The sequence below is a fragment of the Aminobacterium sp. UBA4908 genome (genome assembly GCF_002398115.1).
Lineage (GTDB): Bacteria > Synergistota > Synergistia > Synergistales > Aminobacteriaceae > Aminobacterium > Aminobacterium mobile.
The window spans coordinates 19,303-41,454 of the sequence record NZ_DHCG01000008.1; the positions used below are offsets into that span (position 1 = coordinate 19,303).

The 22,152-nt window shown below is 43.6% G+C and carries 19 protein-coding genes; 14 read left to right on the plus strand and 5 right to left on the minus strand.

Annotated elements, in window-relative coordinates:
- Positions 1-2: 2 nt before the first annotated feature.
- The gene (locus tag B4J50_RS07665) at positions 3-1,664 is read right to left on the minus strand and encodes a phosphoenolpyruvate carboxykinase (ATP) (RefSeq protein WP_024821657.1); all 1,662 of its coding nucleotides are present in this window, start codon (positions 1,662-1,664) and stop codon (positions 3-5) included.
- A gap of 324 nt (positions 1,665-1,988) precedes the next feature.
- Here B4J50_RS07665 and B4J50_RS07670 point away from each other — a divergent pair, with 324 nt between their 5' ends.
- The 8 genes from B4J50_RS07670 to B4J50_RS07705 all read left to right on the plus strand — a co-directional run bounded on the left by B4J50_RS07670 (position 1,989) and on the right by B4J50_RS07705 (position 11,274).
- Positions 1,989-4,040, plus strand: a complete 2,052-nt coding sequence (locus tag B4J50_RS07670; RefSeq protein ID WP_051461093.1) for a ribonucleoside triphosphate reductase — start codon at positions 1,989-1,991, stop codon at positions 4,038-4,040.
- Positions 4,037-4,732 carry an anaerobic ribonucleoside-triphosphate reductase activating protein gene (locus B4J50_RS07675; protein ID WP_024821655.1) on the plus strand — a complete coding sequence of 232 codons (696 nt, stop codon included), beginning with the start codon at positions 4,037-4,039 and terminating at the stop codon, positions 4,730-4,732. Before B4J50_RS07670 ends, B4J50_RS07675 begins: the two co-directional genes overlap by 4 nt.
- Before the next feature lie 37 nt (positions 4,733-4,769).
- Complete coding sequence (gene nrdD, locus B4J50_RS07680) at positions 4,770-4,922, plus strand: anaerobic ribonucleoside-triphosphate reductase (protein ID WP_024821654.1); 153 nt, start codon at positions 4,770-4,772, stop codon at positions 4,920-4,922.
- Positions 4,923-5,063: 141 nt separating this feature from the next.
- Positions 5,064-6,593 (plus strand): ABC transporter ATP-binding protein, encoded by a 1,530-nt coding sequence (locus B4J50_RS07685; RefSeq protein ID WP_024821653.1) that lies wholly within the window; start codon positions 5,064-5,066, stop codon positions 6,591-6,593.
- Positions 6,593-7,654 carry an ABC transporter permease gene (locus B4J50_RS07690; RefSeq protein WP_034326202.1) on the plus strand — a complete coding sequence of 354 codons (1,062 nt, stop codon included), beginning with the start codon at positions 6,593-6,595 and terminating at the stop codon, positions 7,652-7,654. Before B4J50_RS07685 ends, B4J50_RS07690 begins: the two co-directional genes overlap by 1 nt.
- A gap of 2 nt (positions 7,655-7,656) precedes the next feature.
- Positions 7,657-8,517, plus strand: coding sequence for an ABC transporter permease (locus B4J50_RS07695; protein WP_024821651.1), 861 nt, complete (start codon positions 7,657-7,659; stop codon positions 8,515-8,517).
- A 30-nt stretch (positions 8,518-8,547) separates the two neighbouring features.
- Complete coding sequence (locus B4J50_RS07700) at positions 8,548-9,552, plus strand: BMP family lipoprotein (protein WP_024821650.1); 1,005 nt, start codon at positions 8,548-8,550, stop codon at positions 9,550-9,552.
- Between the two features lie 75 nt (positions 9,553-9,627).
- Positions 9,628-11,274 carry a bifunctional metallophosphatase/5'-nucleotidase gene (locus B4J50_RS07705; RefSeq protein ID WP_286847167.1) on the plus strand — a complete coding sequence of 549 codons (1,647 nt, stop codon included), beginning with the start codon at positions 9,628-9,630 and terminating at the stop codon, positions 11,272-11,274.
- A gap of 101 nt (positions 11,275-11,375) precedes the next feature.
- On the opposite strand, the gene B4J50_RS07710 is transcribed toward B4J50_RS07705, so the two are convergent.
- A complete protein-coding gene (locus B4J50_RS07710) occupies positions 11,376-11,951 on the minus strand; it encodes a uracil-DNA glycosylase (RefSeq protein ID WP_024821648.1) in 576 nt (191 codons plus the stop codon).
- A 148-nt stretch (positions 11,952-12,099) separates the two neighbouring features.
- Here B4J50_RS07710 and B4J50_RS07715 point away from each other — a divergent pair, with 148 nt between their 5' ends.
- Complete coding sequence (locus B4J50_RS07715) at positions 12,100-12,888, plus strand: hypothetical protein (RefSeq protein ID WP_024821647.1); 789 nt, start codon at positions 12,100-12,102, stop codon at positions 12,886-12,888.
- Positions 12,889-12,945: 57 nt separating this feature from the next.
- On the plus strand, positions 12,946-13,938 hold the full coding sequence (locus tag B4J50_RS07720; protein ID WP_024821646.1) for a lipoate--protein ligase: 993 nt from the start codon (positions 12,946-12,948) through the stop codon (positions 13,936-13,938).
- Positions 13,939-14,053: 115 nt separating this feature from the next.
- Here B4J50_RS07720 and B4J50_RS07725 read toward each other — a convergent pair whose 3' ends face one another.
- The 3 genes from B4J50_RS07725 to B4J50_RS07735 form a co-directional block, all read right to left on the minus strand.
- On the minus strand, positions 14,054-15,130 hold the full coding sequence (locus B4J50_RS07725; protein ID WP_024821645.1) for an ABC transporter ATP-binding protein: 1,077 nt from the start codon (positions 15,128-15,130) through the stop codon (positions 14,054-14,056).
- A 3-nt stretch (positions 15,131-15,133) separates the two neighbouring features.
- Positions 15,134-16,828 (minus strand): ABC transporter permease, encoded by a 1,695-nt coding sequence (locus B4J50_RS07730; RefSeq protein WP_024821644.1) that lies wholly within the window; start codon positions 16,826-16,828, stop codon positions 15,134-15,136.
- A gap of 63 nt (positions 16,829-16,891) precedes the next feature.
- Complete coding sequence (locus tag B4J50_RS07735) at positions 16,892-17,899, minus strand: ABC transporter substrate-binding protein (protein ID WP_024821643.1); 1,008 nt, start codon at positions 17,897-17,899, stop codon at positions 16,892-16,894.
- A gap of 363 nt (positions 17,900-18,262) precedes the next feature.
- Between B4J50_RS07735 and B4J50_RS07740 the strand changes: the two genes are divergently transcribed.
- Genes B4J50_RS07740 through gcvPA form a run of 4 tightly spaced genes read left to right on the plus strand, consistent with a single transcriptional unit; the run spans position 18,263 to position 22,152 of the window.
- Positions 18,263-19,270, plus strand: coding sequence for a lipoate--protein ligase (locus B4J50_RS07740; RefSeq protein WP_024821642.1), 1,008 nt, complete (start codon positions 18,263-18,265; stop codon positions 19,268-19,270).
- 20 nt (positions 19,271-19,290) lie between these two features.
- Positions 19,291-20,382 (plus strand): glycine cleavage system aminomethyltransferase GcvT, encoded by a 1,092-nt coding sequence (gene gcvT, locus B4J50_RS07745; protein WP_024821641.1) that lies wholly within the window; start codon positions 19,291-19,293, stop codon positions 20,380-20,382.
- Positions 20,383-20,405: 23 nt separating this feature from the next.
- Positions 20,406-20,807, plus strand: coding sequence for a glycine cleavage system protein GcvH (gene gcvH, locus B4J50_RS07750; protein WP_024821640.1), 402 nt, complete (start codon positions 20,406-20,408; stop codon positions 20,805-20,807).
- A 4-nt stretch (positions 20,808-20,811) separates the two neighbouring features.
- Complete coding sequence (gene gcvPA, locus B4J50_RS07755; protein WP_024821639.1) at positions 20,812-22,152, plus strand: aminomethyl-transferring glycine dehydrogenase subunit GcvPA; 1,341 nt, start codon at positions 20,812-20,814, stop codon at positions 22,150-22,152.

Genomic DNA, 22,152 nt, shown 5'->3' on the forward strand with positions numbered 1-22,152 from the left:
TACTAAGCTTCGCTTGGATACCCCAAATCTTTCGTTACATTTTGCAGTGCTTCCAGCGTTTCACGAGGAAGTCTATCTGTCCCACCTCGTTCTGATTCCCTAGATTTAATGAAAGCAATGCGATCTTTCATCCTGGCGAAAATCTCTTTTTTGTATTGAACATCTTTTAAGTCTACTGGAAACTCTTCGAGCTCCATAAATTCCAATTTCGACAACGGCAGAAGAGGAGAAAACCGAGCTCGTCCCTCCACAATAGACTCTATAATCTGGAGCGTATGATGAGGTTTTACTTTCTTCCCCATGAAATCACCTGTATTAAGAATATAGCAGTCGACTCCTCCTGACAACAGTGTTTTAAAGCACTCGTAATCCACACTGAGAGGATACGTACGGAAAGGATTAGCGTAGGGCTCAAAAACCAGGGCATTAGGGTCCACTCCAGGCGCCAGGCGTTCCGCTGTAGTCCTACGAGTAGCCAAGGTCGCCCCCATAGTGGCACCGAGAATAGGATCGGAAATTTTGAGCACTGGAGGGATAGTAGGATCCTTCATCAGCCAGAAAACAGCATTGATAGGCTCGTCAATACGATCCACTCGCGTAGGCGACCATAACTTGGATTTAATAGCCCGCCCATTCCCGTTTCGAAGATCTTCCGTTACTGCATAGATAAATCCGTTCTCTTTTTGTATAGCCCCGCAATTTTGTAAAGTAACAATAAATTTATTGTCCTCGCAGTCCATCGGATAATCTTGAACTTTATCAAAATAAGCTGGCTCAAGGGCTATGGAAAATCTGTCTTTCAGGTTGATAACGAAGGCATCATCGTGAAGAACTGTGATATCATAACGATTTCCGTGGCGAGCATGGGTTATAGTGGATTTCCCAGAGCCAGACAATCCAAAAACAGCCATCACAAAAGAGCGATTTCCTTGAAGATTATACCGTTTAAGCCCTCCGTGGCACGAGGCAAAACCGTTACGGACAGCAGTCCCCCAAGCTAAAGTAAGGGTTCCTTTCTTCAATTCACCAAAATAACGCATCCCTAATATAGCAGCACAGTTATGTTCTGGATCGAAGAGAGCAAGGCCCAGAGGATAATCTGGGTGCTTCCATTCAGGGTCGACAAAAATATAGATATCTCCATCAGGATACTGACGAGATTCTTTATACATGTCGTTATAAATCTTATTTGTATACTGAAAATTCAGTAGCCAGTTATAGAGCATATTTTCATGGCCTTCAGGAATCAGGAGGTGAGCTTTCACCATAAAGTCTTTTTCCAAGCCAATGACAGCTTCTGCAGCATAAAGATGTCTGTACCGAGTTTGATAAACGGCCTCTCTCAACAAAGAAGCCATTTCATCCACAAAAACCCCAGGGTCGCCTATAATCCGTCGAGCAGCGGCACATCGACCTACCACAGCGCCATCATTGAAAAGAAGGACATGGCTTCCCTTAGGTAATCCCTGACCTTCTGGTTCATATACTGGCATTCCTGTTAACTCCACTGTGCCAGAACTCCGCCTAGCAAGCTCATAAGCTTCACGAGGCGACGAGATGGGAAATACATTATTTCCCCAAAATGCTGTCTCGACAGTCGTCCGAATCCTCGAGACTATCTTTCCGAAAGACTCTCGATCAACAAACTTTTCATATGTGGCCATAAGGACTCTCCTTTTCTCGTCTCCGCATATGTTTAATCAAACATATGTTTTCTTATTTCGTAAAGGGTGAAGAGTTAGTTCGCTTCTAGCATCTTCCGCTCTCTTTCTCCCGATAGTTTATCAATCTTACAATAAGCAAGAAGATCCGACCATAAGAATAATGATTTTTAAATAAAAAAGCCGAATAACCATATATATAGAGTTATAATAAAGAAACATTGGCTTATATAGTGTCCTATAGCATACACGCCGGTTTGGATTTTTTCTTCATGGGATGTATAATCAGGCCCCAAAACAATAGCACACGCATTGAGGAGGTTTCTCATGGTGATACGTCAGATTCGTAAAAGAGACGGTCATGAAGTGCCGTTTGATGAAAAGAAAATCACCACAGCTGTCATGAAAGCAGCTCGGGCCGTCGGACACGAAGACCCTCTAGCAGTAGGCCAGGAAGTAACCCGCCAAATCGTATCCCTTCTGGAGATATTTTTTAACAAAGAGGGGATACCTACAGTAGAGCAAGTACAAGATCTTGTAGAAAAGATTCTTATTGAAAAAGGGTACGCCACTGTAGCCAAAGCGTATATTCTCTACAGAGAACAACATGCCAAGATGAGGGATACTCGCAAGCTTCTTGGAAACGCTGCCGATATGATCGACAAATATCTACAAAAGCTCGACTGGAAAGTAAACGAAAATAGTAATATGAGCTACTCTCTCCAAGGGCTGAACAACTATATCGCATCAGAGATAACAGCTCAATACTGGCTTCAGGAAATATATCCCCCCGAGATACGGGAAAAACATGTCTCTGGTGATTTGCATATCCATGACCTTAGCAACCTCTCGGTATATTGTTGCGGATGGGATCTTTACGATTTGCTTGTCAGTGGCTTCACTGGGGTACAGACTAAAATCAGCAGCAAACCAGCTAAACATTTCCGCAGCCTTTTAGGACAAATCGTTAACTTTTTTTACACTATGCAGGGGGAGTCGGCTGGAGCCCAGGCCTTCTCAAACTTCGACACATATTTAGCCCCTTTTATTTATTACGATACATTGAATTACCGGGATGTGAAACAGGCTCTACAGGAATTTATCTTTAACCTGAATGTACCAACAAGAGTTGGCTTTCAAACCCCCTTTACGAATATTACCATGGATCTCGTTCCTCCTCGCATACTCGCCGGCCTTCCCGCCATAGTCGGAGGCAAGCCCATGGATAAAACATACGGGGAGTTCCAGAATGAAATGGACATGCTCAACAGGGCGTTTGCTGAAATAATGCTAGAAGGAGATGCTACTGGAAAGGTATTCCCCTTCCCCATCCCCACTTACAACATTACGAAAGATTTCGATTGGAACAACGAGGTTCTTAATACTGTGTGGGAAATGACGGCTCGCTATGGCATCCCTTATTTTTCAAACTTCGTCAATTCAGATATGAAACCAGATGATGCTCGTTCCATGTGTTGCCGACTTCGACTCGATAATCGAGAGCTCCGTAAAAGAGGGGGAGGCCTTTTTGGCTCCAACCCCATGACAGGATCTATAGGAGTCGTAACACTGAATTTGCCGCGTATCGGATATTTAGCCACAAGCGAAGAGGATTTTCTAGGTAAGATTTTTGAGCTCATGGAGATAGCGAAAGAAAGCCTTGAAACAAAACGAAAAGTGTTAGAGAGGCTCACTGACGCCAACCTGTACCCTTACTCAAAATTCTATCTTCGATCCATCAAAGAAGAGAGTGGTTCGTACTGGAACAATCACTTCAACACCATCGGCATCAACGGGATGAATGAAGCGCTATTAAATTTCATGGGAAAGACTATCGCTCATGAAGAAGGGATGACTTTTGCCATTCGGATTATGGACGCCATGCGAAATCGCCTTGCCGATTTCCAGGAGGAGACTGGCAATCTTTACAATCTGGAAGCCACCCCCGCAGAAGGGACAAGTTACCGTTTTGCCAGGCTTGATAAAGATCGGTTTGGAAATAGCATTATAGCGGCAAACGAAGAACATGTCCGGCAATGGGGAGCAGAACCATATTATACGAATTCTACCCAACTGCCTGTAGGCTACACTGATGATATTTTTGAGGCCCTTGAACTTCAAGACAGCCTTCAAACTCTCTATACAGGAGGGACTGTATTTCACGGCTTCCTTGGGGAGAGCATGCCCAGTGGAGAGAGCACAAAAAGACTCGTCCGGAAAATAGCTGAACATTTCCATCTCCCCTATTTTACTATCACGCCTACGTTCAGCATTTGCCCCATCCACGGCTACATTCCAGGGGCGCACGAGTATTGTCCCTATTGTGATGCCGAGAACGGTATTACAGAGGAAACAATCGAAGAAGTGGTAGAACATTGAAAATAGCTGGTCTTATCCCTTCAAGTTTGATCGATTATCCAGAGAAAATAGCAGCCGTCGTTTTCACAAAAGGGTGCAATTTCAGGTGTCCTTATTGTCATAATCCCGAACTTGTAAACACCCTGGATAACGTAGATTTTCTTGAGGAAAAAGATTTTTTCGGATTTCTAAATAAAAGATTTGGTCTCCTTGACGGTGTAGTTGTTACTGGGGGAGAACCTACCCTTTATTATAAAGAGCTCCCTGCTTTTTTACGTCAGATTAAAGAGATGGGATTCTTAGTAAAACTTGATACGAATGGAAGTCATCCAGAAGTAATACGTTTTCTTTATAGCGAACATCTTGTTGATTTTATAGCTATGGATATAAAGGCTTCTCCTGAAGGCTATTTGAAAACGGCGGGGTACCCTGGATCTTTGGAGCCTATTATGGAAAGTATTTCCTTAATAGCACAAGGCCCGATCCTTTACGAGTTTAGAACTACCGTAGTTCCAGGGCTAACAAGCAATAAGGAAATGGAGGGCCTTTGCCGAATGATACGAGGAGCCCAGACCTATGTAATTCAAAATTTCAGGGGCACTCGCACTCTTTCTCCAACCTTCTCTTCCTGTCGAAGCTTCTCTCTTCAGGAACTCAAGGAATTTCAGGACATTGCCAGGGAATATGTAAAAAATGTTACTTTACGGCCTTAACGATTTCATAACGTAAACAAGGGGGTCAAAACAGATCATGGAAAACAAAAAACGAACACGATGTGAAGTATATTCCCGAGTTGTGGGCTTTTTAACACCGATATCGCAATGGAATAAGGGTAAAAAGGAAGAGTTTCGCGATAGAAAAACTTTTGATAAAGTCATTCATCAATCTGAACCTACAAAATAAAGTGGACTCTCTTGCAGAGGGATTTGCACTCAAAGGCATCTGTTGCACAACAGATGCCTTTTCCTTTCTAACGTTTTTTTAAATCATGCTACAATAAAGTTGTTTAAAAAATACTTCCCACCCGAATTGGAGGGAGAGACTATGCCGTCTCTGTCGATTTCCGGCCTCACTAAAACCTTTGGGAAATTCAAGGCCGTAGACGATTTCTCTCTTGAAGTCGCCAGCGGAACAGTTCATTCCCTCGTAGGCGAAAACGGCGCCGGAAAATCTACCGTAGTAAAATGCATTTATGGTCTTTATAGTCCAACTGCAGGATCTTTTGCCCTCGACGGTCAGCCTGTCGTCATCAAAACCCCTCGCGACGCAATGAAACGAGGAATCGGAATGGTTCATCAACACTTCATGCTCGTTCCATCTTTGCCCGTATACCGAAATGTTGTTCTTGGCGATGAACCTCGCCGCGGTTTTATTTTCGATCATGAAACTGCTATCGAAACCGTTACAAAACTGTCTGAACAATATGATCTTAAAATCGATCCTCTTGCCCCTGTGCACTCCTTACCTGTAGGGATACAACAACGGGTAGAGATATTAAAGATACTCTACCGAAAAGCGGAAATCCTTATTTTCGACGAGCCAACGGCCGTTCTTTCTCCACAAGAAATAAAAGGGCTCTTTTCCATTATTCGAAGTTTTAAAAAGGCCGGTAAAACTATTATTTTCATAGCTCATAACCTTTCTGAAGTCCTCGCTATTTCTGACATTATAACTGTTATGCGCAAGGGGAAACATATAGCTACACTTCCTCGAGAAAAAGCGACAAAAGAGGAACTTGCAACGTTAATGGTAGGACACAGTGTCCATATGCCCGTACTGTCAGAAGCCTCCGTATCCCAAGGAGAAGCCGTCATAGAAATACAAAATCTTTCTGTCATTGGTGACCGGGGAGAAGAAGCCGTAAAAAACGTTTCTTTCTCTGTACATGGTAGTGAAATATTGGGGATTGCAGGTATCACCGGTAACGGGCAAAGTGAACTGGAAGAGGCTCTCTCCGGTCTTCGACCTGTATTTAAAGGGGCCATTCGTATGAAAGGCATAGACATTACACGGGAAGCTTCTTTGAAGCGACGACATTTAGGCCTATCATATATACCTGAAGACCGCATAAAAACTGGTTTGGCTCCCCTGGCCTCTTTGAAAGACAATGCTCTTCTTGGCTATCAATACAAACAGCCTTATCTTCGTGGGCAATTCTTCCAAAACTTCCAAGCTATCCGGCTTTTTACCACAGAGCTTATGAGAAAGTACGGTGTCGCAGCCGCCAGTGAAAATATACAGGCAGGGACACTTTCAGGCGGGAACATGCAACGTTTAGTCATGGCACGCGAACTAGAACAGGACCCGTGTTTCTTACTGGTATCCCAGCCTACTCGTGGAGTAGATATAGGAGGAATTTCCTTCATTCACGATCGCTTATTGTCTCTGCGTAGAAATGGTAAAGCTATTCTACTCATCTCAGCCGATCTCGACGAAATTCTTTCTCTGAGCGATAGAATTGCTGTTATGCATCGAGGGCACATCGTAGCAGTTTTAGATCGCCAAGAAGCCACACGGAATCTTGTAGGTCGTCTCATGCTTGAGGGAACCGTACCTACTGCCAAGGAGGAGTGATGATTGTGAGTCTCTTTTCCAGAGACTGGCTGGTACGCTATCGCGACCAGTGCATTATTCTCGTATCTTTCTTTTTGAGCCTCCTTATTGGGGCTATTCTCATTACTTTGTATGGAGCAAATCCTATTGAAGCCTACGCCCAAATGGTTTCGGGAGCATTAGGCGATACTGATGCTATTTTAGCCACATTAGCAAGAGCTGTACCTCTTGTCCTTTCTACCATGAGCATATCTATAGCTTTTTATGGAGGTATGTGGAATATAGGGGCTGAAGGGCAACTTTATCTCGGAGCTTTTACTGCTGCTTTGATTGGCATCGAATTAGGCGCTTTACCTGGGCTCCTTCTTATCCCTCTCGGGCTCCTCGCCGGAGTCGGAGCTGCTACATTCTGGGCGTGGATGCCCGCTAAGCTTAGCCTTGATCGAGACCTTAACATCGTAGTCCTTACAATCATGCTTAATTCTATTGCCATTCTCTTCACAACTTTTATGGCGACAGGGCCTTACGCCGGAGTTCGAACCAGTTCTGGCAGCACCGATAAAATAGCTGAAGCCATGAGATTAACCCACTTCCAGCTATTTGGAACCCTTAACACCGGAGCCTACATTGCTATAGCTGCCATACTTATCGTAACAGTACTTATGGTTTTTTCCGTTTGGGGATACGACTGGAGATGTTCTCGCATGAATACGCGTTTTGCTCGGTACGGGGGGATAGATGTTCGGAAAAGACAAATGTCAGCTATGCTTCTAAGTGGCGCTTTAGCCGGACTTGCTGGAAGCCTGCTCGTTATGGGCGACCATTATCGATTCCTTATTAACATTTCTCCAGGCTATACGTGGACTGGAATGATTTTGGCTATGATGGTGACCTACTCTCCAGTTGGAGGAATTATCGCTGCTCTCGTTTATTCTGTTATGAGTTCAGGTGCTCTTCAAATGGAAATTATCACAGACATTCCCCAAGAGCTGGTTTCCGTTATTGTCTGTTGCGCTGTCCTCTTTGTCACTGCAGGAATATCAATAGCGAATAGATTGGCCAACAGAATCAGGGAGGACTAGAGATGATAGACTTTATCAGGGCTACTATTAGGATGTCCACTCCCCTTCTTCTCACCGCTCTTGGAGGGACATGGACACAACAAACAGGAGTGCTCAATATAAGCCAAGAAGGAGCCATGCTTATCTCGGCTTTTTTTGCAGTCCTTGGTAACTATTTTTTTCAAAGCTGGATCATAGGAATCCTTTTTGGCATGGCCGCTGGTCTCCTCTTCAACATGATTTTTGCTCTTCTCTGTGTTTTTCTACGTGCTAACATATGGGTTGTAGGCATGACTCTAAACATTTTAGCCGACAGCCTTTCTATCCTTTTGATGAAAAGTATTTTTCACGTCAAAGGTGGATTTAGAGATCCCAGCATGGTACGTATTCCCGACATTAATGTTCCTTGGCTTGGTGATCTCTCTCTTATTATCGTTGTTGCGCTCATGCTCTTTTTCATTTTCTGGTTTATAGACTCAAAAACTGTTTTTGGGCTGAGGCTCAAAGCCACAGGAGAGAATGAAGAGGCTCTTTCTGCGGCTGGCATCTCTCCTATCCAGATCCGTTTCAAAGCCCTCGCCATCAATGGTCTTATGGTAGGTCTAGCAGGAGCCTTTCTCTCCACTTCCTATTTAGTAGCTTTCGTAAGCGGAATGAGCGCTGAGCGAGGCTGGCTAGCAGTGGCAGCTGTTATTTTTGGGGATGGGAATCTACTTTGGACCACTGTTGGGGTTCTCCTTTTCGGGGCGGCCCAGACACTCGGCATTGAACTTCAATCCTTCGGTTTTTCCAGCCATTTGGCCCTTATGCTTCCTTATATACTGGTTATTGTTGCCTTAATTTTTAAGAATTGGAAACGGATGAAACAGGCACAGGAAGCCTGATCAAAACATAAACAGATGAGGTGATGGGAAATGAACAAAAAGGTGTGGTGTTTACTATTGGCAGGGGTGCTTCTTTTTAGCAGTCTTGCCGGCGTTGCAGCTGCGGCTGATACGTTGAAAGTAGCTTTGGTTATTGCTAACAAGCTGGGAGACGCTTCTTTCTACGATTCCGCTAATGCTGGATTGGAACGGGCTAAAAAAGAATTAGGCATTATCGGAAAGGTCGTAGAGTGTAATTTTGACCCTGCAAACTACGTTCCTTATTTAGCAACAGCAGCAAAGAATTTTGATCTTGTTTTTGTAGTGGGCTTTGAATTCATGGATGCCATTGAACAGGTCGCTCCTGAATTCCCCAATACTGACTTCGCTTATTTTGATGTATCAGGAGAAACAGCTCACGTAACTTATGTAGACTTTAAGGAAAATGAAGGAAGCTTCCTCGCTGGGGCTCTGGCCGCCTTAATGACTACCAGAGAAAATGATCCCCATGTGAATAAAGAAGCCATTATTGGTGCTGTAGGTGGAGAAGATATCCCCGTCATCCACAATTTCTTTGTAGGTTATGAACAAGGTGCCAAATATGTAAATCCCGATTGTAAAGTCTTGACAGGTTTTGTGGGTAGCTGGTCAGATCCAGCCAAAGGGAAGGAAATGGCTCTCAACCAATACCATAACGGAGCCGATGTTATCTTCCAGGTTGCTGGTGGGACAGGAGAAGGTGTCATAGCCGCTGCTAAAGAGGCTGGATTCTATGCGATAGGAGTAGATTCTCCGCAAGAACATCTGGCTCCTGAAGTTGTCCTGACCTCCATGTTAAAACGTCTTGACAACGCTGCTTTCGACCTTATCAAAGCAAAACTTGACAACAACTACCCTCGCGGCCAGGTTGTCTCTTATGACCTGAAAAATAACGGCGTTGGGTTAAATTGGCCTGAAAGTGCTCTAAAGCTGGTTCCACAAGATGTACGAGACCGACTTGACGAGGTCACGAAAGAGATCATCGAAGGAAAAGTAGTTGTAGAAGAATATAAATAAAGCTATCCACAGTTCTGTTTTATAAATATTTCATTATTCTTGCCTTAAATACTAAAATAAAGGGAGGTAGGGAATATGAAGAAACGGTTTAGCAGAGGTTTGCTCGCACTCTGTCTCGTCCTTATCCTCGCTGTTGGGGCCTTTGCGGCAGATGGTTCCGTCACTCTTTTGACTCTTAACGACATTCACAGCCACATATATCCATACACTATCAGTCAAACTGTGAATGGGGAAAAAGTAAAAGTTGAAGTTGGTGGATTAGCACGGGCATCTACTGTTATACACAAAGAGAAAGGGCAAGACCCTGGCAACGTATTTGCTCTTGAAATGGGAGATATTAACGAGGGCCCCCTTTTCTTCTTCTTTAAAGGCCTGGCAGAAATACGAGCTCTCAATCTAGCCGGCATAGATGTGGGTACATTGGGGAACCATGAGTTTGACTTAGGTCCCTCCGTATTGGAGGATGTCATGCGTTACGCTCGTTTCCCATTTACAGTGGCAAACCTTCACACAAAATTATCGATTTTCCAAAATCTATATCATCCCTACGTTATCAAGGAAGCCGCTAACGGGTTGAGAGTAGGTTTCTTCGGCCTTATCGCTCCAGAACTCGCCTCTGTAACAAGTGGAAGCCGGGACTTCACTGTAGGACAAGATTTAGTTGCTGAAGCAAAGCGGATGGTCTCCCTTCTGCAAAAAGAGGATTGTGACGTTATTGTAGCCATGACCCACACTGGAATATATGCCGATCGAGCTATAGCAGAATCTGTAAAGGGCATTCATATCATTACAGGTGGACATACTCATACACTACTGGAAACGCCGGAAATTGTTACTGGACCTGACGGCTGGAAAACCATGATCACACAAGCAGGATCTATGGGTCGATACATTGGGGTGGCAAATGTTTCCGTAAAAAATGGAGCCCTCGATACAGATAACTCCAAATGGGAGGCTCGAGAACTTGTTGCATCTATCCCCCTGGATCGCCGGATATCCATTCTCGTAAACCCCTTCCAGCAAAAACTTGACGAACAACTTTCAGAACCTATCGGCATGATGAACCAAGATGCTGATGCTACAAAAGCGGCAGTTCGTCAGAGAGAAGCTGGCATAGGAAACTTCATAGCCGATGCGTTACGGTGGAACGGACAAACTCAAATAGGTCTTATGAACGGTGGAAGTATTCGAGGAGATAAGGTATACCCTGCAGGAGAAGTTTCTTACAAAACCTTGTACGAACTCTTACCCTATGGGAATACTCTCATTCGATTTACTCTCACTGGTGAACAGATTCGAGATATCCTCGAGATTTCCGGTTCAGCCCTCATTAAAGAAGGAGAAGAGTACGATGGGAACCTCCGTACGCCTTCTGGCGGGTTCCTCCAGGTTTCTGGTTTGAAAGTTACATACGATTTAAGTCGCAAACCAGCTATTATAAATAACGATGGAGAACGCATTTCTGTAGGAGAACGAGTAGTGGATGTACAGGTAGAGAACTCTGATGGGACCTGGTCTCCCTTGGAAAGTGCTTCTATCTATACTATCACTACAAACGACTGGGTCGGACTTGGAGGAGATAAATATTACGTGTTTAAAATGGCCGCCCCAACAGCCTATGATACCCACCTTGGGGATGTAGAAAGTTTAGCTCAATACATTCGCCATATGGGTGGTGTAACCTTTCAAGAAGAAGGACGTATCGTTATCGAGAATAAATAAAGCAAAAAAAGGAGCTGACAGGACATTTGGGAGTGTTTCGCCTATCAGCTCCTTTTCATAAAATTTTCCAGCTTACAACCTTTCATAAAGCAAAAAAGAGGCTACTTTTCAAAGAACTTTTTTACTTCCTGCAAATCTAAAAGAGTTTGGGCAAGAGGATGTCCTTCCTCTCTGGATCGATTCCTTAAAAGATAGCTGGGATGGAAGAGAGGGCGGATCAAGAGAGATCGTCCCTGAAATTTCCATGGATAGAATTGACCACGAAGAGCAGTCATTCCTTTTTTTGTATTAAGGAACCACTGGGTTGGTGTATTCCCCACCGTAAGGATAAGATCAGGAGCAAAAAAAAGAATCTGCTCTTCCAGAAAAGCTCGGCATGCTTCTATTTCACATTCCTTAGGTTTCCTATTCTCTGGGGGCCGACACTTAACCATATTAGTAATATAGAAAGAATCCCGAGATACCCCTGCCTCTTTCATGAGTTCACTAAGAAATTTTCCAGACCTGCCCACAAAAGGTCGCCCCATCTCATCCTCCCTGGCTCCTGGCGCTTCCCCTACCAGCATAGCCTTACTACAAGGGGAACCTTCTCCTACTACTATGCGATGACGCTCTTCCCATAAAGAACAGAGGCGACACTTATCTACACGCTGCTCTAAAGTAAAAATATCTGCCATAGAATTTCGTAAACCCCCTGATAGATAGTTGAATCAAAGTAATTCTATCATCTCATTCGAGATTTCATTTTCTTAAATATGGCATCTCTTACTATAAGGTAAAAGAAATGGTAAAATTTACAACTACCCTTTCAAAGGAGCGTTGCCTATGAACTTTGCCGTGTTCGACCTTGAAACAAATGGAATGAAGGGAAGCTCGGTAGTTTCCACATCGTCTATCATTTTTGATGATAGGGGGCAAATACTGGACTTCTTCAATCGATTCTATTACCCGACCGAAAAACCTGACCCTGCTACCGAACGCATACATGGCCTTACCATTGATCGAATATACTGGTTTCGTCAAACAGGATCTTATCCCCCTTACTTTCTCGACGATTTGCTCAGCTTGTACTCTTTTTGGGAGCGATGGCATATAACAGGCGTGGTTGTGCATAATCTCGCTTTCGATACCTCTTTCCTTCCTCCAGAAACAGTACGAAAGTGGAAATGGTGGTGTTCTATGCTTGGATTAACAAATTGGTGTGCTATCCCCAATCCCAAAAACTCTTCTCTTTTCAAATGGCCTAGACTGAATGAAGCCAAAATAAAAGCTGTCGCTCACCTTAAAACTCCCGCTCTTTTAAAAGAAATGGAAGAGAAGCTGCCCAAAGAAATGGGGCATTATTCTCTTAGTGATTGTTTCGAACTTTATGGCATCTTCACTCGGGTCTGGGCTTCATGCCCGGAATTAGTCTCTTTTCGACATTATAGAAATCGCTACTATGCTCCTAAAAAAGAAGATTATGTCACTCCTTCTCCTTTAACACCCGATCCTTTTGTAATCAAAGGTCTTTTGTTCGCTCAAGCCTTGGCACATGTCTGTCACCAGGCAGAATACGGGACAGAGTTAAAAAAAATAATAGAACATTATGAGGGACTGAACATGCCCCTTTAAGGTCAGATAAAGACAATTTTTTTATACTCGTTTGGGCCTATATAATGGAGGAACCTTATGTTTTATATAGAAAATAACAATACGAACCCTTTTTTCAATCTGGCCTTTGAGGAATATATTTATTCTCTTTTAAACCGCTACAAGGAACAGTTCATGCTTCTTTGGCAAAATAAACCTGCAATTATAATTGGACGGTTCCAAAATACAGCAGCAGAGATTAATGCCGAGTTCGTTGAAAAACAAGGGATCCATGTAGTGCGACGGATTACAGGAGGAGGTGCCGTCTATCACGATCTGGGGAATCTTAATTATTCTTTGATTGTTCCTAATGATACGGATTTTTCTTTTAACTTTCATAAATACACCCTCCCTATTATTCATGTTTTGAAAGGATTGGGAGTTGATGCAGAATTTAACAGCAGAAATGACCTTACAATTTGTGGGAAAAAATTTTCAGGAAACGCACAGCACATGGATAATCATCGATTGCTACATCATGGAACGCTACTTTTCAACTCGGACCTGGAGGTTCTTTCCCGCGCTTTGCAGGTAGACGAGAGCAAATTTCAATCAAAGGCTGCCAAGTCTGTAAGAAGCAGAGTGACAAACATAAAACCATGGCTTCCTATATCAATGACTATGGAGGAGTTTAAATTATCTGTTATTGAAGAAATGAGCAAAACTCAAAGAATTGAAAAATACGAGCTTTCTGATGAAGATTTTAAAAACATAGAAGACCTTGCGACTCAAAAATATAGTACTTGGGCATGGAACTGGGGAAAGTCCCCTCAATTTACAGAAAAAAAAAGCCACCGCTTCAAGGCTGGCAAAGTAGAAATCTATTTCAACGTGAAAGACGGCATTATCATTTCATGTAAAATATATGGCGACTTTTTCGGTGATGAAAATATCGGGGAACTCGAAAAAAAACTTGAAAATTGCCAGTATGAAGAAGCGTCTCTTAAAAAACGTTTGGCCCCCATTCCCTTAAACAAATACTTTGTAGCTATTCCTTCAGAAGAACTTCTGAATTTAATATGTGCAAGGTAAATTTCTAGCACATATAAGGGGAAATACAAGGGAACTACATTATTGCTATGAAAAATACGCCGCCATTTCTTGCCAGATATTAAATTAATCAAAAAGAGTAACCGTGAACCATTTATTATTCCGATCTCAGCAAATGAAGAGCTCCTTCTTTGAAAAGATACGCTACTGATTCTCCTACTTGGAAGAAGTCGTTAGTAAGAGGATTCACCATATGAACGATCATAGAATCTTTCATACTATTCGTTTTTATTTCATATTCAATAATGGTTCCTAAGAACGTACGCCGAACAACCACTCCGTTCCCGTCCCCCGCAGTATCACGACGAAGAAAGATACCTTCTGGCCGAACTGTTGCCAAAACTTTTTCCCCCTGCCTGCTTTGAGGGGGTACGCTTTTTATATGCACTGCAGAATTTCCGATCTGAACTGTATTTTCGTCTAGAACAGTAGCTGGGATAAAATTGACCTTGCCAATAAAAGCTGCCACAAATATATTGGCTGGTTTTGCATAAAGATCCTGAGGAGTTCCCACCTGTTCAATTTTCCCTTGGTTCATGACCACAACACGATCCGAGATGCTCATTGCTTCAGCCTGGTCATGAGTAACATAAACACTCGTAATACCTAGGCGCTTCTGGAGACTTCGAATTTCGATACGCATCTGCTCTCGCAACTTCGCATCAAGATTGGAAAGGGGCTCATCGAAAAGCAGAAGCTGTGGCTCCATAATAATAGCCCTCGCCAAAGCTACTCGTTGTTGTTGCCCCCCTGACAATTGATTAGGCTGGCGGCGCTCTAACTCAGCTAGTCCTACTAGATCCAGCACCTGCCTCATTCTCTTCTCCACCTCTTGGTCAGACTGTCCTTTGAGACGAAGCCCAAAGGCTATATTTTCATATACATTGAGGTGGGGGAAAATAGCGTACGATTGAAAGACCATAGTGGCATTCCTATGATTAGGCGCTACATCATTAACTCTTTTCGTTCCGAAAAAAATATCTCCCTCTGTAGGATCTTCAAAACCAGCGATCATTCGAAGTAACGTAGTTTTGCCACAACCGCTAGGACCTAATAACGTTACAAGCTCTCCTTCTTTAACATGAAGAGAGACATGATTCACCGCTAAGAAACGGCTAGCCGGATCATCGTAACTACCAAATTCCTTCACCAGATTCTCTATGCGAAGTTCCATGATTTACAGCTCCTTCGAAATTTCCATCGCTTTAATACCGCCAGATCGGCCAAGCACCAGCCGGCTAATCACGACAATGGCACAAAGCACAATCGCGACCAAAATAACGCTAAAGGCTGCTGCCACTCCCAATCTCCCCGATCCCACTTCGTTAAGTATTTGAACTGTCAAGAGATTCCATCGAGCAGAAACAAGGAAAATAGCAGCACTAATAGCTGTCATCGCTCTTACAAAGGCAAAGACAAGCCCGGAGAAAAAAGCCGGTGCTATGAGGGGAAGAGTAATTTTTCTAAATGTCGTAACACCGTCTGCGCCTAAATTTCGCGCCGCTTCTTCTATAGTGGGATCAATTTGTCTCAAGACAGCAACTCCAGACTGGATCCCAACTGGAATATATCGAAAAATAAAATTTAAAACAAGAATGGCGAGGGTACCAATAAGAAGAATTGGTTTTTTGTTGAAGGCTAAAATATACCCAATGCCCACCACCGTCCCAGGTACTGCAAAATTCAAAATAGAAAGGAATTCCAATGCTCCCTTTCCGGGAAAGGTCAAGCGAACAACCATGAAGGCTATGAGCATCCCCAACAATCCAGAGACAGGTGTAGCTAAAGCAGCTACAACAAGAGTATCTTTAATGGCACCGAAGCCTACACCTAAAGCATAGGCAAAATGTTTAAAAGTAAGGGAGAAATCATATCCCCACACCTGCGTTACAGCTCCCAAGAAGATAGTACCGTAAAAAAGCAAGACGAGAGAGGCAAAAACAATCACAAAAGACTGAAGGCATTTTCTTGCCCCACGGCTCACTAATTTGGACGAGGAAGAGACAGGCTTGCCAGTAACCGTGGTATATTGTCGTTTTTCAAGGTAATAACGCTGAACAGCAAAAGCAGTAATAGACGGGATAAGCAACACTACAGCAAGTGCAGCTCCTAAAGGCAGATTGAAGGAGCCTGTAATTTCGAGATAGGCCTGAGTGGAGAGCATGGGAAATCTGCTCCCAGCAAGAACCAGAGGGTTCCCAAAATCTGCGAGGGATTCAATAAGAACAACGAGAAAAGCGCTCGCAATCCCCGGCAAACTTAATGGAAAAGTAACTTTAATAAAAGTCTGCCATCGAGAAGCCCCGACATTCATCGCTGCATCCTCCAAGGTAGGATTGAGAGATTCTAATACACCACGAAGAGTAAGGTATGCGACTGGAGCAAAAGTAAAGACCTGAGATAACAATACTCCCTTAAAGCCATAGATGCTAAAATTTTTCAACCCCAAAACACCCTTCGTGACCAGTCCATTGGCACCGAATAACATAAGAATGGATAGAGAACTGGTAAAAGGAGGGGAAATAATAGGAAGAATAAAAAGGACATGAAGAAGCCGTTTACAAGGGATAGCCGTACGAGTAACAGTAAAAGCAGCTATATACCCAATGAAAACTCCTATAATTCCTGTAAAGAAACCCACTAAAAGGCTATTTACAAGAGCGCTCCGCAAATAACGGAACGTAAAAAAACGTCGGTAATTAGCGAAAGAAAAAACACCCGCCTGAGTTTGGAAACTTTTTAAAAGGACAGAAATGAGAGGATACAACACAAATATAAGCAAGGAAATTGCAACAAGAGCAACGAGGAAAGCGAGTAGAGGATCTCGCCAGAGCAACTGCAATTCACGCCGAGCTCGTCGAAAAGGCACCATAAAAGGACCTCCTGAAAAAAGGGGCGGGAGAAAGCTCCCGACCCCTGTAATTTTTAACAAAGACTATTGTCCAAGGACCTCTGTTACCCAACGTTCAATCAGGCGATCCTTATCTTTAGCCGCAGCTTCTCTATCGTAGTCCACCAATTTGATCTCTGCGAGAGCCGGCAAACCTGCACCTGCCGATACATCGCTTCGCACAGGGAAGAAATAAGTTTTGTTCTCACTTAAAGCCTGTTGTCCCTGTTTCGACAGAATCCAATCTACAAGTTTCTTCGCTTCGTCTATGTTTTTAGCTCCTTGCAAAATGGAAAGAGCCGCAGCCTCATACCCAACCCCTTCTTCAGGGAATATTACTTTTGCTGGGAAGCCTTCATCCACAAGTTTCAAGAAAGCAGGAGTAAACTGAATGGCTACTTTTGCTTCTTTTATGGCTAAGTTCTTGCTGGGGCCTGTGCCACTCTGGGTGTAGGTCTGAATGTTAGGATTAAGAGCTTTCATATACTCAAAGGCACCATCTTCACCGTAAATAGATATAAGATTCATCATAATGGCAAATGCCGTTCCAGAAGCCTGCGGAGAAGGCATCTGGATCATTCCCTTTAACTTTGTGTTTTTAAGATCTTCCCATGAACTCGGAATAGAAATTCCCTCTTCTTCCAGAGCATCCGGCAAAACACCAATCCCTATAGGATTCATATAAAAAGCATGCCAATACCCTTCCTCATCTTTAAAATTAGAAGCCAGATTTGCTGCCTCGGGAGAAAGGTATGACTGAGTCAAACCTCGATCTTTAGCCACAATATGGTTCTCATTAGGGGCTCCAAACCAAACATCAGCCTGAGGGTTCGCTTTTTCTGCCTCGATACGGCTCAAAGCTGGCCCTGAAGACAGAAAAACCATCTGGACCTTCACACCAGTATCTTGTGAAAACGACTCAAGAAGGTGACGAGCGTTTTCCTCATCGACGCTTGAATAGACAACAAGGTCTCCGCCCCAAGCCTGCAAGGGCAAAATGCAGACCAACGATAGAAGAAGCACTGAAATAAACAACCCTAACTTCCTGTTCATATAGCACGTTCCTCCTTTTTACTGTACCTCATGTATTTGTAGTATAATTAACATTCATGAAAATAGCTTGTCATATGACCATATAGTTTCACTATAGCATATAATCATCATAGGATACGTTCCATGAATTGCCCGTTAATTCTGAATTTATTTTCTACTGTTCTGCACGTTGACTTTAACTCAATATTCGATAGACTTAAGTTATTCATTGCACTAAGTAGTTTGTATCTTAAATAACATAATACCTTGAGCCCCAAAATGTCGCAAAAAAGCGAGTCCTGGTTGAGTGGTCGGGAGCTTCAAAGCGTGGCCTCAAAAAAGGAAATAAGCTGGGGCTTTTTGTTTCAGGGGGTGCCGTAGAACGTGTCGAACGTGAAAACTTTTCTCGCCGAATCTCCTTTTTTCGACCCATGGATGAACCTAGCCCTTGAGGAATATCTCCTCTCCCAAGTAGCTGACCGTGGAGTGATGTTGTATCTTTGGCAAAACCAGCATACTGTGGTAATAGGACGGAATCAGAATGCGTGGAAGGAATGTAGAACAACTCTCCTATCAGCGGAAAATGGGAAATTAGCTCGGCGCCTCTCCGGTGGGGGTGCTGTTTATCATGATCTTGGGAATCTGAACTTTACCTTTCTTGCATCTCCCCTTACTTATGACTTTATTCGACAAATTAAGGTTATTATCGCAGGGCTTCGGTTACTGAATATACCTGCGTATTTCGGTGGTAGAAACGATATTTTCGTGGACGAACGAAAGTTTTCAGGAAATGCTTTCTATATGGGGAAAGCTGGTCGCTACCATCATGGAACACTCTTAGTTGATGTGGACATAGAGAGAATGGCTCGTTATCTTCAGCCACCTACCGCGAAACTCCAGGCTAAAGGGATAGATTCAGTGCGTTCTCGCGTCATTAACTTAAAAGAGATAAATTCTTCTTTAACAATTCCGAAACTCAAAGAAGCCTTACAAACAGCTTTTCTTGCAGAATATGGCGGGAAAGGCGACGAATTATCACTGGAAGAACTCAGTCATACACTCCCCATGCAGAAGCTTTATGAAAAATATCAAAGCGCATCATGGATTTATGGTCGTACTCCCGACTTTGATGTGGAATTGGAACATCGTTTTGAGTGGGGGCACGTACAAGTAGGTTTTCACGTTCAGGGAGGAAACGTGAGTCGCAGTGTCGTCTATTCCGATGCGATGGATGCAGAGCTTATTGCCAATTTGGCTCCCTGTTTCCAGGGCATTCCTCTTAATGGAACTGATTTAGCACAGGCATTGCGAAGAGACTATAAAGGTTCTATTCCCCAAGAAGTAGACGATTTGGCAACTTGGCTTGAAACAGAGTGGGCCAAGATGTTTTAACATGACATGGAGGTGAGGTTGTGAGACAAACAGCGCTATATGAAAAGCACCTAGCCCATAATGGGAAAATGGTCGATTTTGGCGGCTGGGAACTTCCTGTCCATTACGAGGCAGGAATAGTCGAAGAGCATCGGAGAGTGCGATCTGCAGCCGGTATTTTCGATGTTTCACACATGGGAGAGGTACGGGTTACGGGTCCTAAGGCTGAGGAATGGCTTCAGTACATGATGAGCAACGATGTTACCGCTATGGAAGAAGGACAGGTCATCTATACTTTCATGTGCTACCCCAACGGAGGAGTTGTAGACGACCTTTTGATCTACAAAGTTTCCAAAGAGAATTATTTCCTCGTTATCAACGCTTCCAACACAGAAAAGGATGTTATGTGGCTACAAGACCATGTAAGAGAGGGAGCTTCTGTGGAAGACCTTTCTCCGCAATATAGCGAGGTTGCTCTTCAGGGCCCCAAAGCAGAAGCAATCCTTGCGAAAATTGCGAAGTTCGATCCCAAGGATCTCGGTTTCTTTCGCTTTGTAGAAAATGTGGACGTAGCGGGAGCCAAGGCCCTTGTCTCCCGAACAGGCTACACAGGAGAAGATGGTTTCGAAATTTACGTACCGTGGAATGATGGCCCTAAGGTGTGGGATGCCATCATGGAAGCAGGAAAAGAGTTCGGAATTCTTCCAGCAGGACTTGGTTGCAGAGATAGTCTTCGCTTCGAAGCTGGACTGCCTCTTTACGGACATGAGCTCGGGGCTCATATTACTCCTCTTGAAGCAGGATTAGGATTCTTTGTAAAACTTGATACCGCTTTCATAGGGAGAGATTGTCTCGCTGCGATGAAAGAAAAGGGAGTTCCTCGTAAAACAGTAGCTCTTGAAATGGTAGACAAGGGAATTCCCCGGGAACATTATGAAGTCAGAGCGAAAGGGCAGACCATTGGAAGGGTTACTACTGGTGGTTATTCCCCAAGTCTTGAGAAAAGTATCGCCCTTGCTCTAGTGGAAGCCGATGCAGCTAATGAAGAAGAGATGCTTATCGTTATTCACGGTAAAGAGAAAAAAGCAAAAAAGGTAAAAAAACCTTTTTATCAAAAACACTACAAACGGTAAAAGAGAAAAGGAGGTCTAGAATAATGGCAAAGGTGCTTAAAGAACTGAAGTACACAGAGACTCACGAATGGGTAAAAGTAGAAGACGGTAAGGCTCGAATTGGTATTACAGATTATGCTCAGCACGCTATGGGCGACATTGTTTATGTAGAGCTTCCTGAAGAAGGAGCAGAGGTATCTGCTGGAAGCGACTTCTGCGTAGTCGAGTCTGTTAAGGGCGCGAACGATGTCTACTCTCCAGTAAGCGGAACTATTGTTGAAAGCAACTCTGAACTGGAAGACTCTCCTGAACTTGTGAATGAAGATCCCTATGCAAGTTGGATTGCTGTTTTGGAAATGTCTGATCCGTCCGAACTTGATAACCTTTTAGACTGGGAGGCCTATAAGAAGCTGTGTGACAGCCTCGAAACCCAAGAGGGGGCGTAAATATATGGCACGGTTTATCCCAAATACAGAAGAACAGCGGCAAGAGATGCTTCGAACTGTCGGAGTGTCTTCTATAGATAGTCTCTTTGCCGATATACCAGAGTCGATTCGGTTGGGTAAAAATCTTAATATTCCCTCAGCCCTTTCTGAGCTGGAGCTCTCTCGCCAGATATCTTCTATGGCTGCGCAAAATGCGAATGCTCAGGACTACGCTTGTTTTCTTGGAGCCGGGGTTTATGACCACTTTATACCCACAGTGGTAAATCATCTGGCTGGCAGACAGGAGTTTTTAACCAGCTACACTCCTTATCAGCCAGAGGTAAGCCAGGGAACTCTACAAACCATATTCGAATATCAGACTATGATATGTGAACTTACGGGTATGGATGTGGCAAATGCTTCCATGTATGATGGAGCTACAGCCATGGCTGAGGTAGCTTTTATGGCTGCTGCATCTACAAAACGAAGCGAAGTGCTCGTAGCTCGTTCCGCAAATCCTGAAAGTAAAAAAGTACTTGAAACATATGCTCCATATCAACATATCAAAGTAACGGAAATAGGTTTCAAAAATGGGCAGCTTGATGTGGACGATCTAAAAAAACATCTTTCTGATAACATTGCAGCTGTCTTCGTTCAAACTCCTAATTTCTTCGGAGCTCTTGAAGACCTGAAAGGTATTGGGGAGATTGTAAAAAATGCTGGCGCTCTCTTTGCTGTAGCTACGGACCTTATGGCTCTTAGCCTTTTAGAACCTCCTGTAACTTTTGGAGCAGATGCAGTTATTGGTGATGGACAGCCCATGGGGAATGCTATGTCTTTTGGTGGCCCTGGATTTGGTTTCCTTGCTGTTACCAAAAAATACATGCGAAAAATCCCCGGACGTGTTGTAGGACAAACTCTGGACAGAAATGGGAAAACAGGTTACGTCTTGACCCTTCAGGCTCGAGAACAACACATTCGGCGCGAAAAGGCCACTTCAAATATCTGCTCTAACCACAACTTAAATATTGTTATGGCGACAATTTATATGAGTCTCATGGGCAAAAAAGGACTTCGAGAAGTAGCAGAAGCGTGTCTGCAAAAAGCTGCTTACACTCGCGATCTTCTTATTGAAGATAAAAAATTCAAGCCTCTTTTCGATGCACCTTTCTTCCGGGAATTTGCCGTAATTTGCCCGGAAACACCAGAGGCTCTCAACAAGCGTCTTTTCGAGCAAGGGTTCATTGGCGGATACTCCTTGTCCCGAGAATATCCTGAGCTCGAAAACTCTTGGCTTGTTGCAGTCACAGAGAAACGAACTCGTGATGAAATTGACCGGTTTGCCCGGATCGCAAGGGGGGAATAA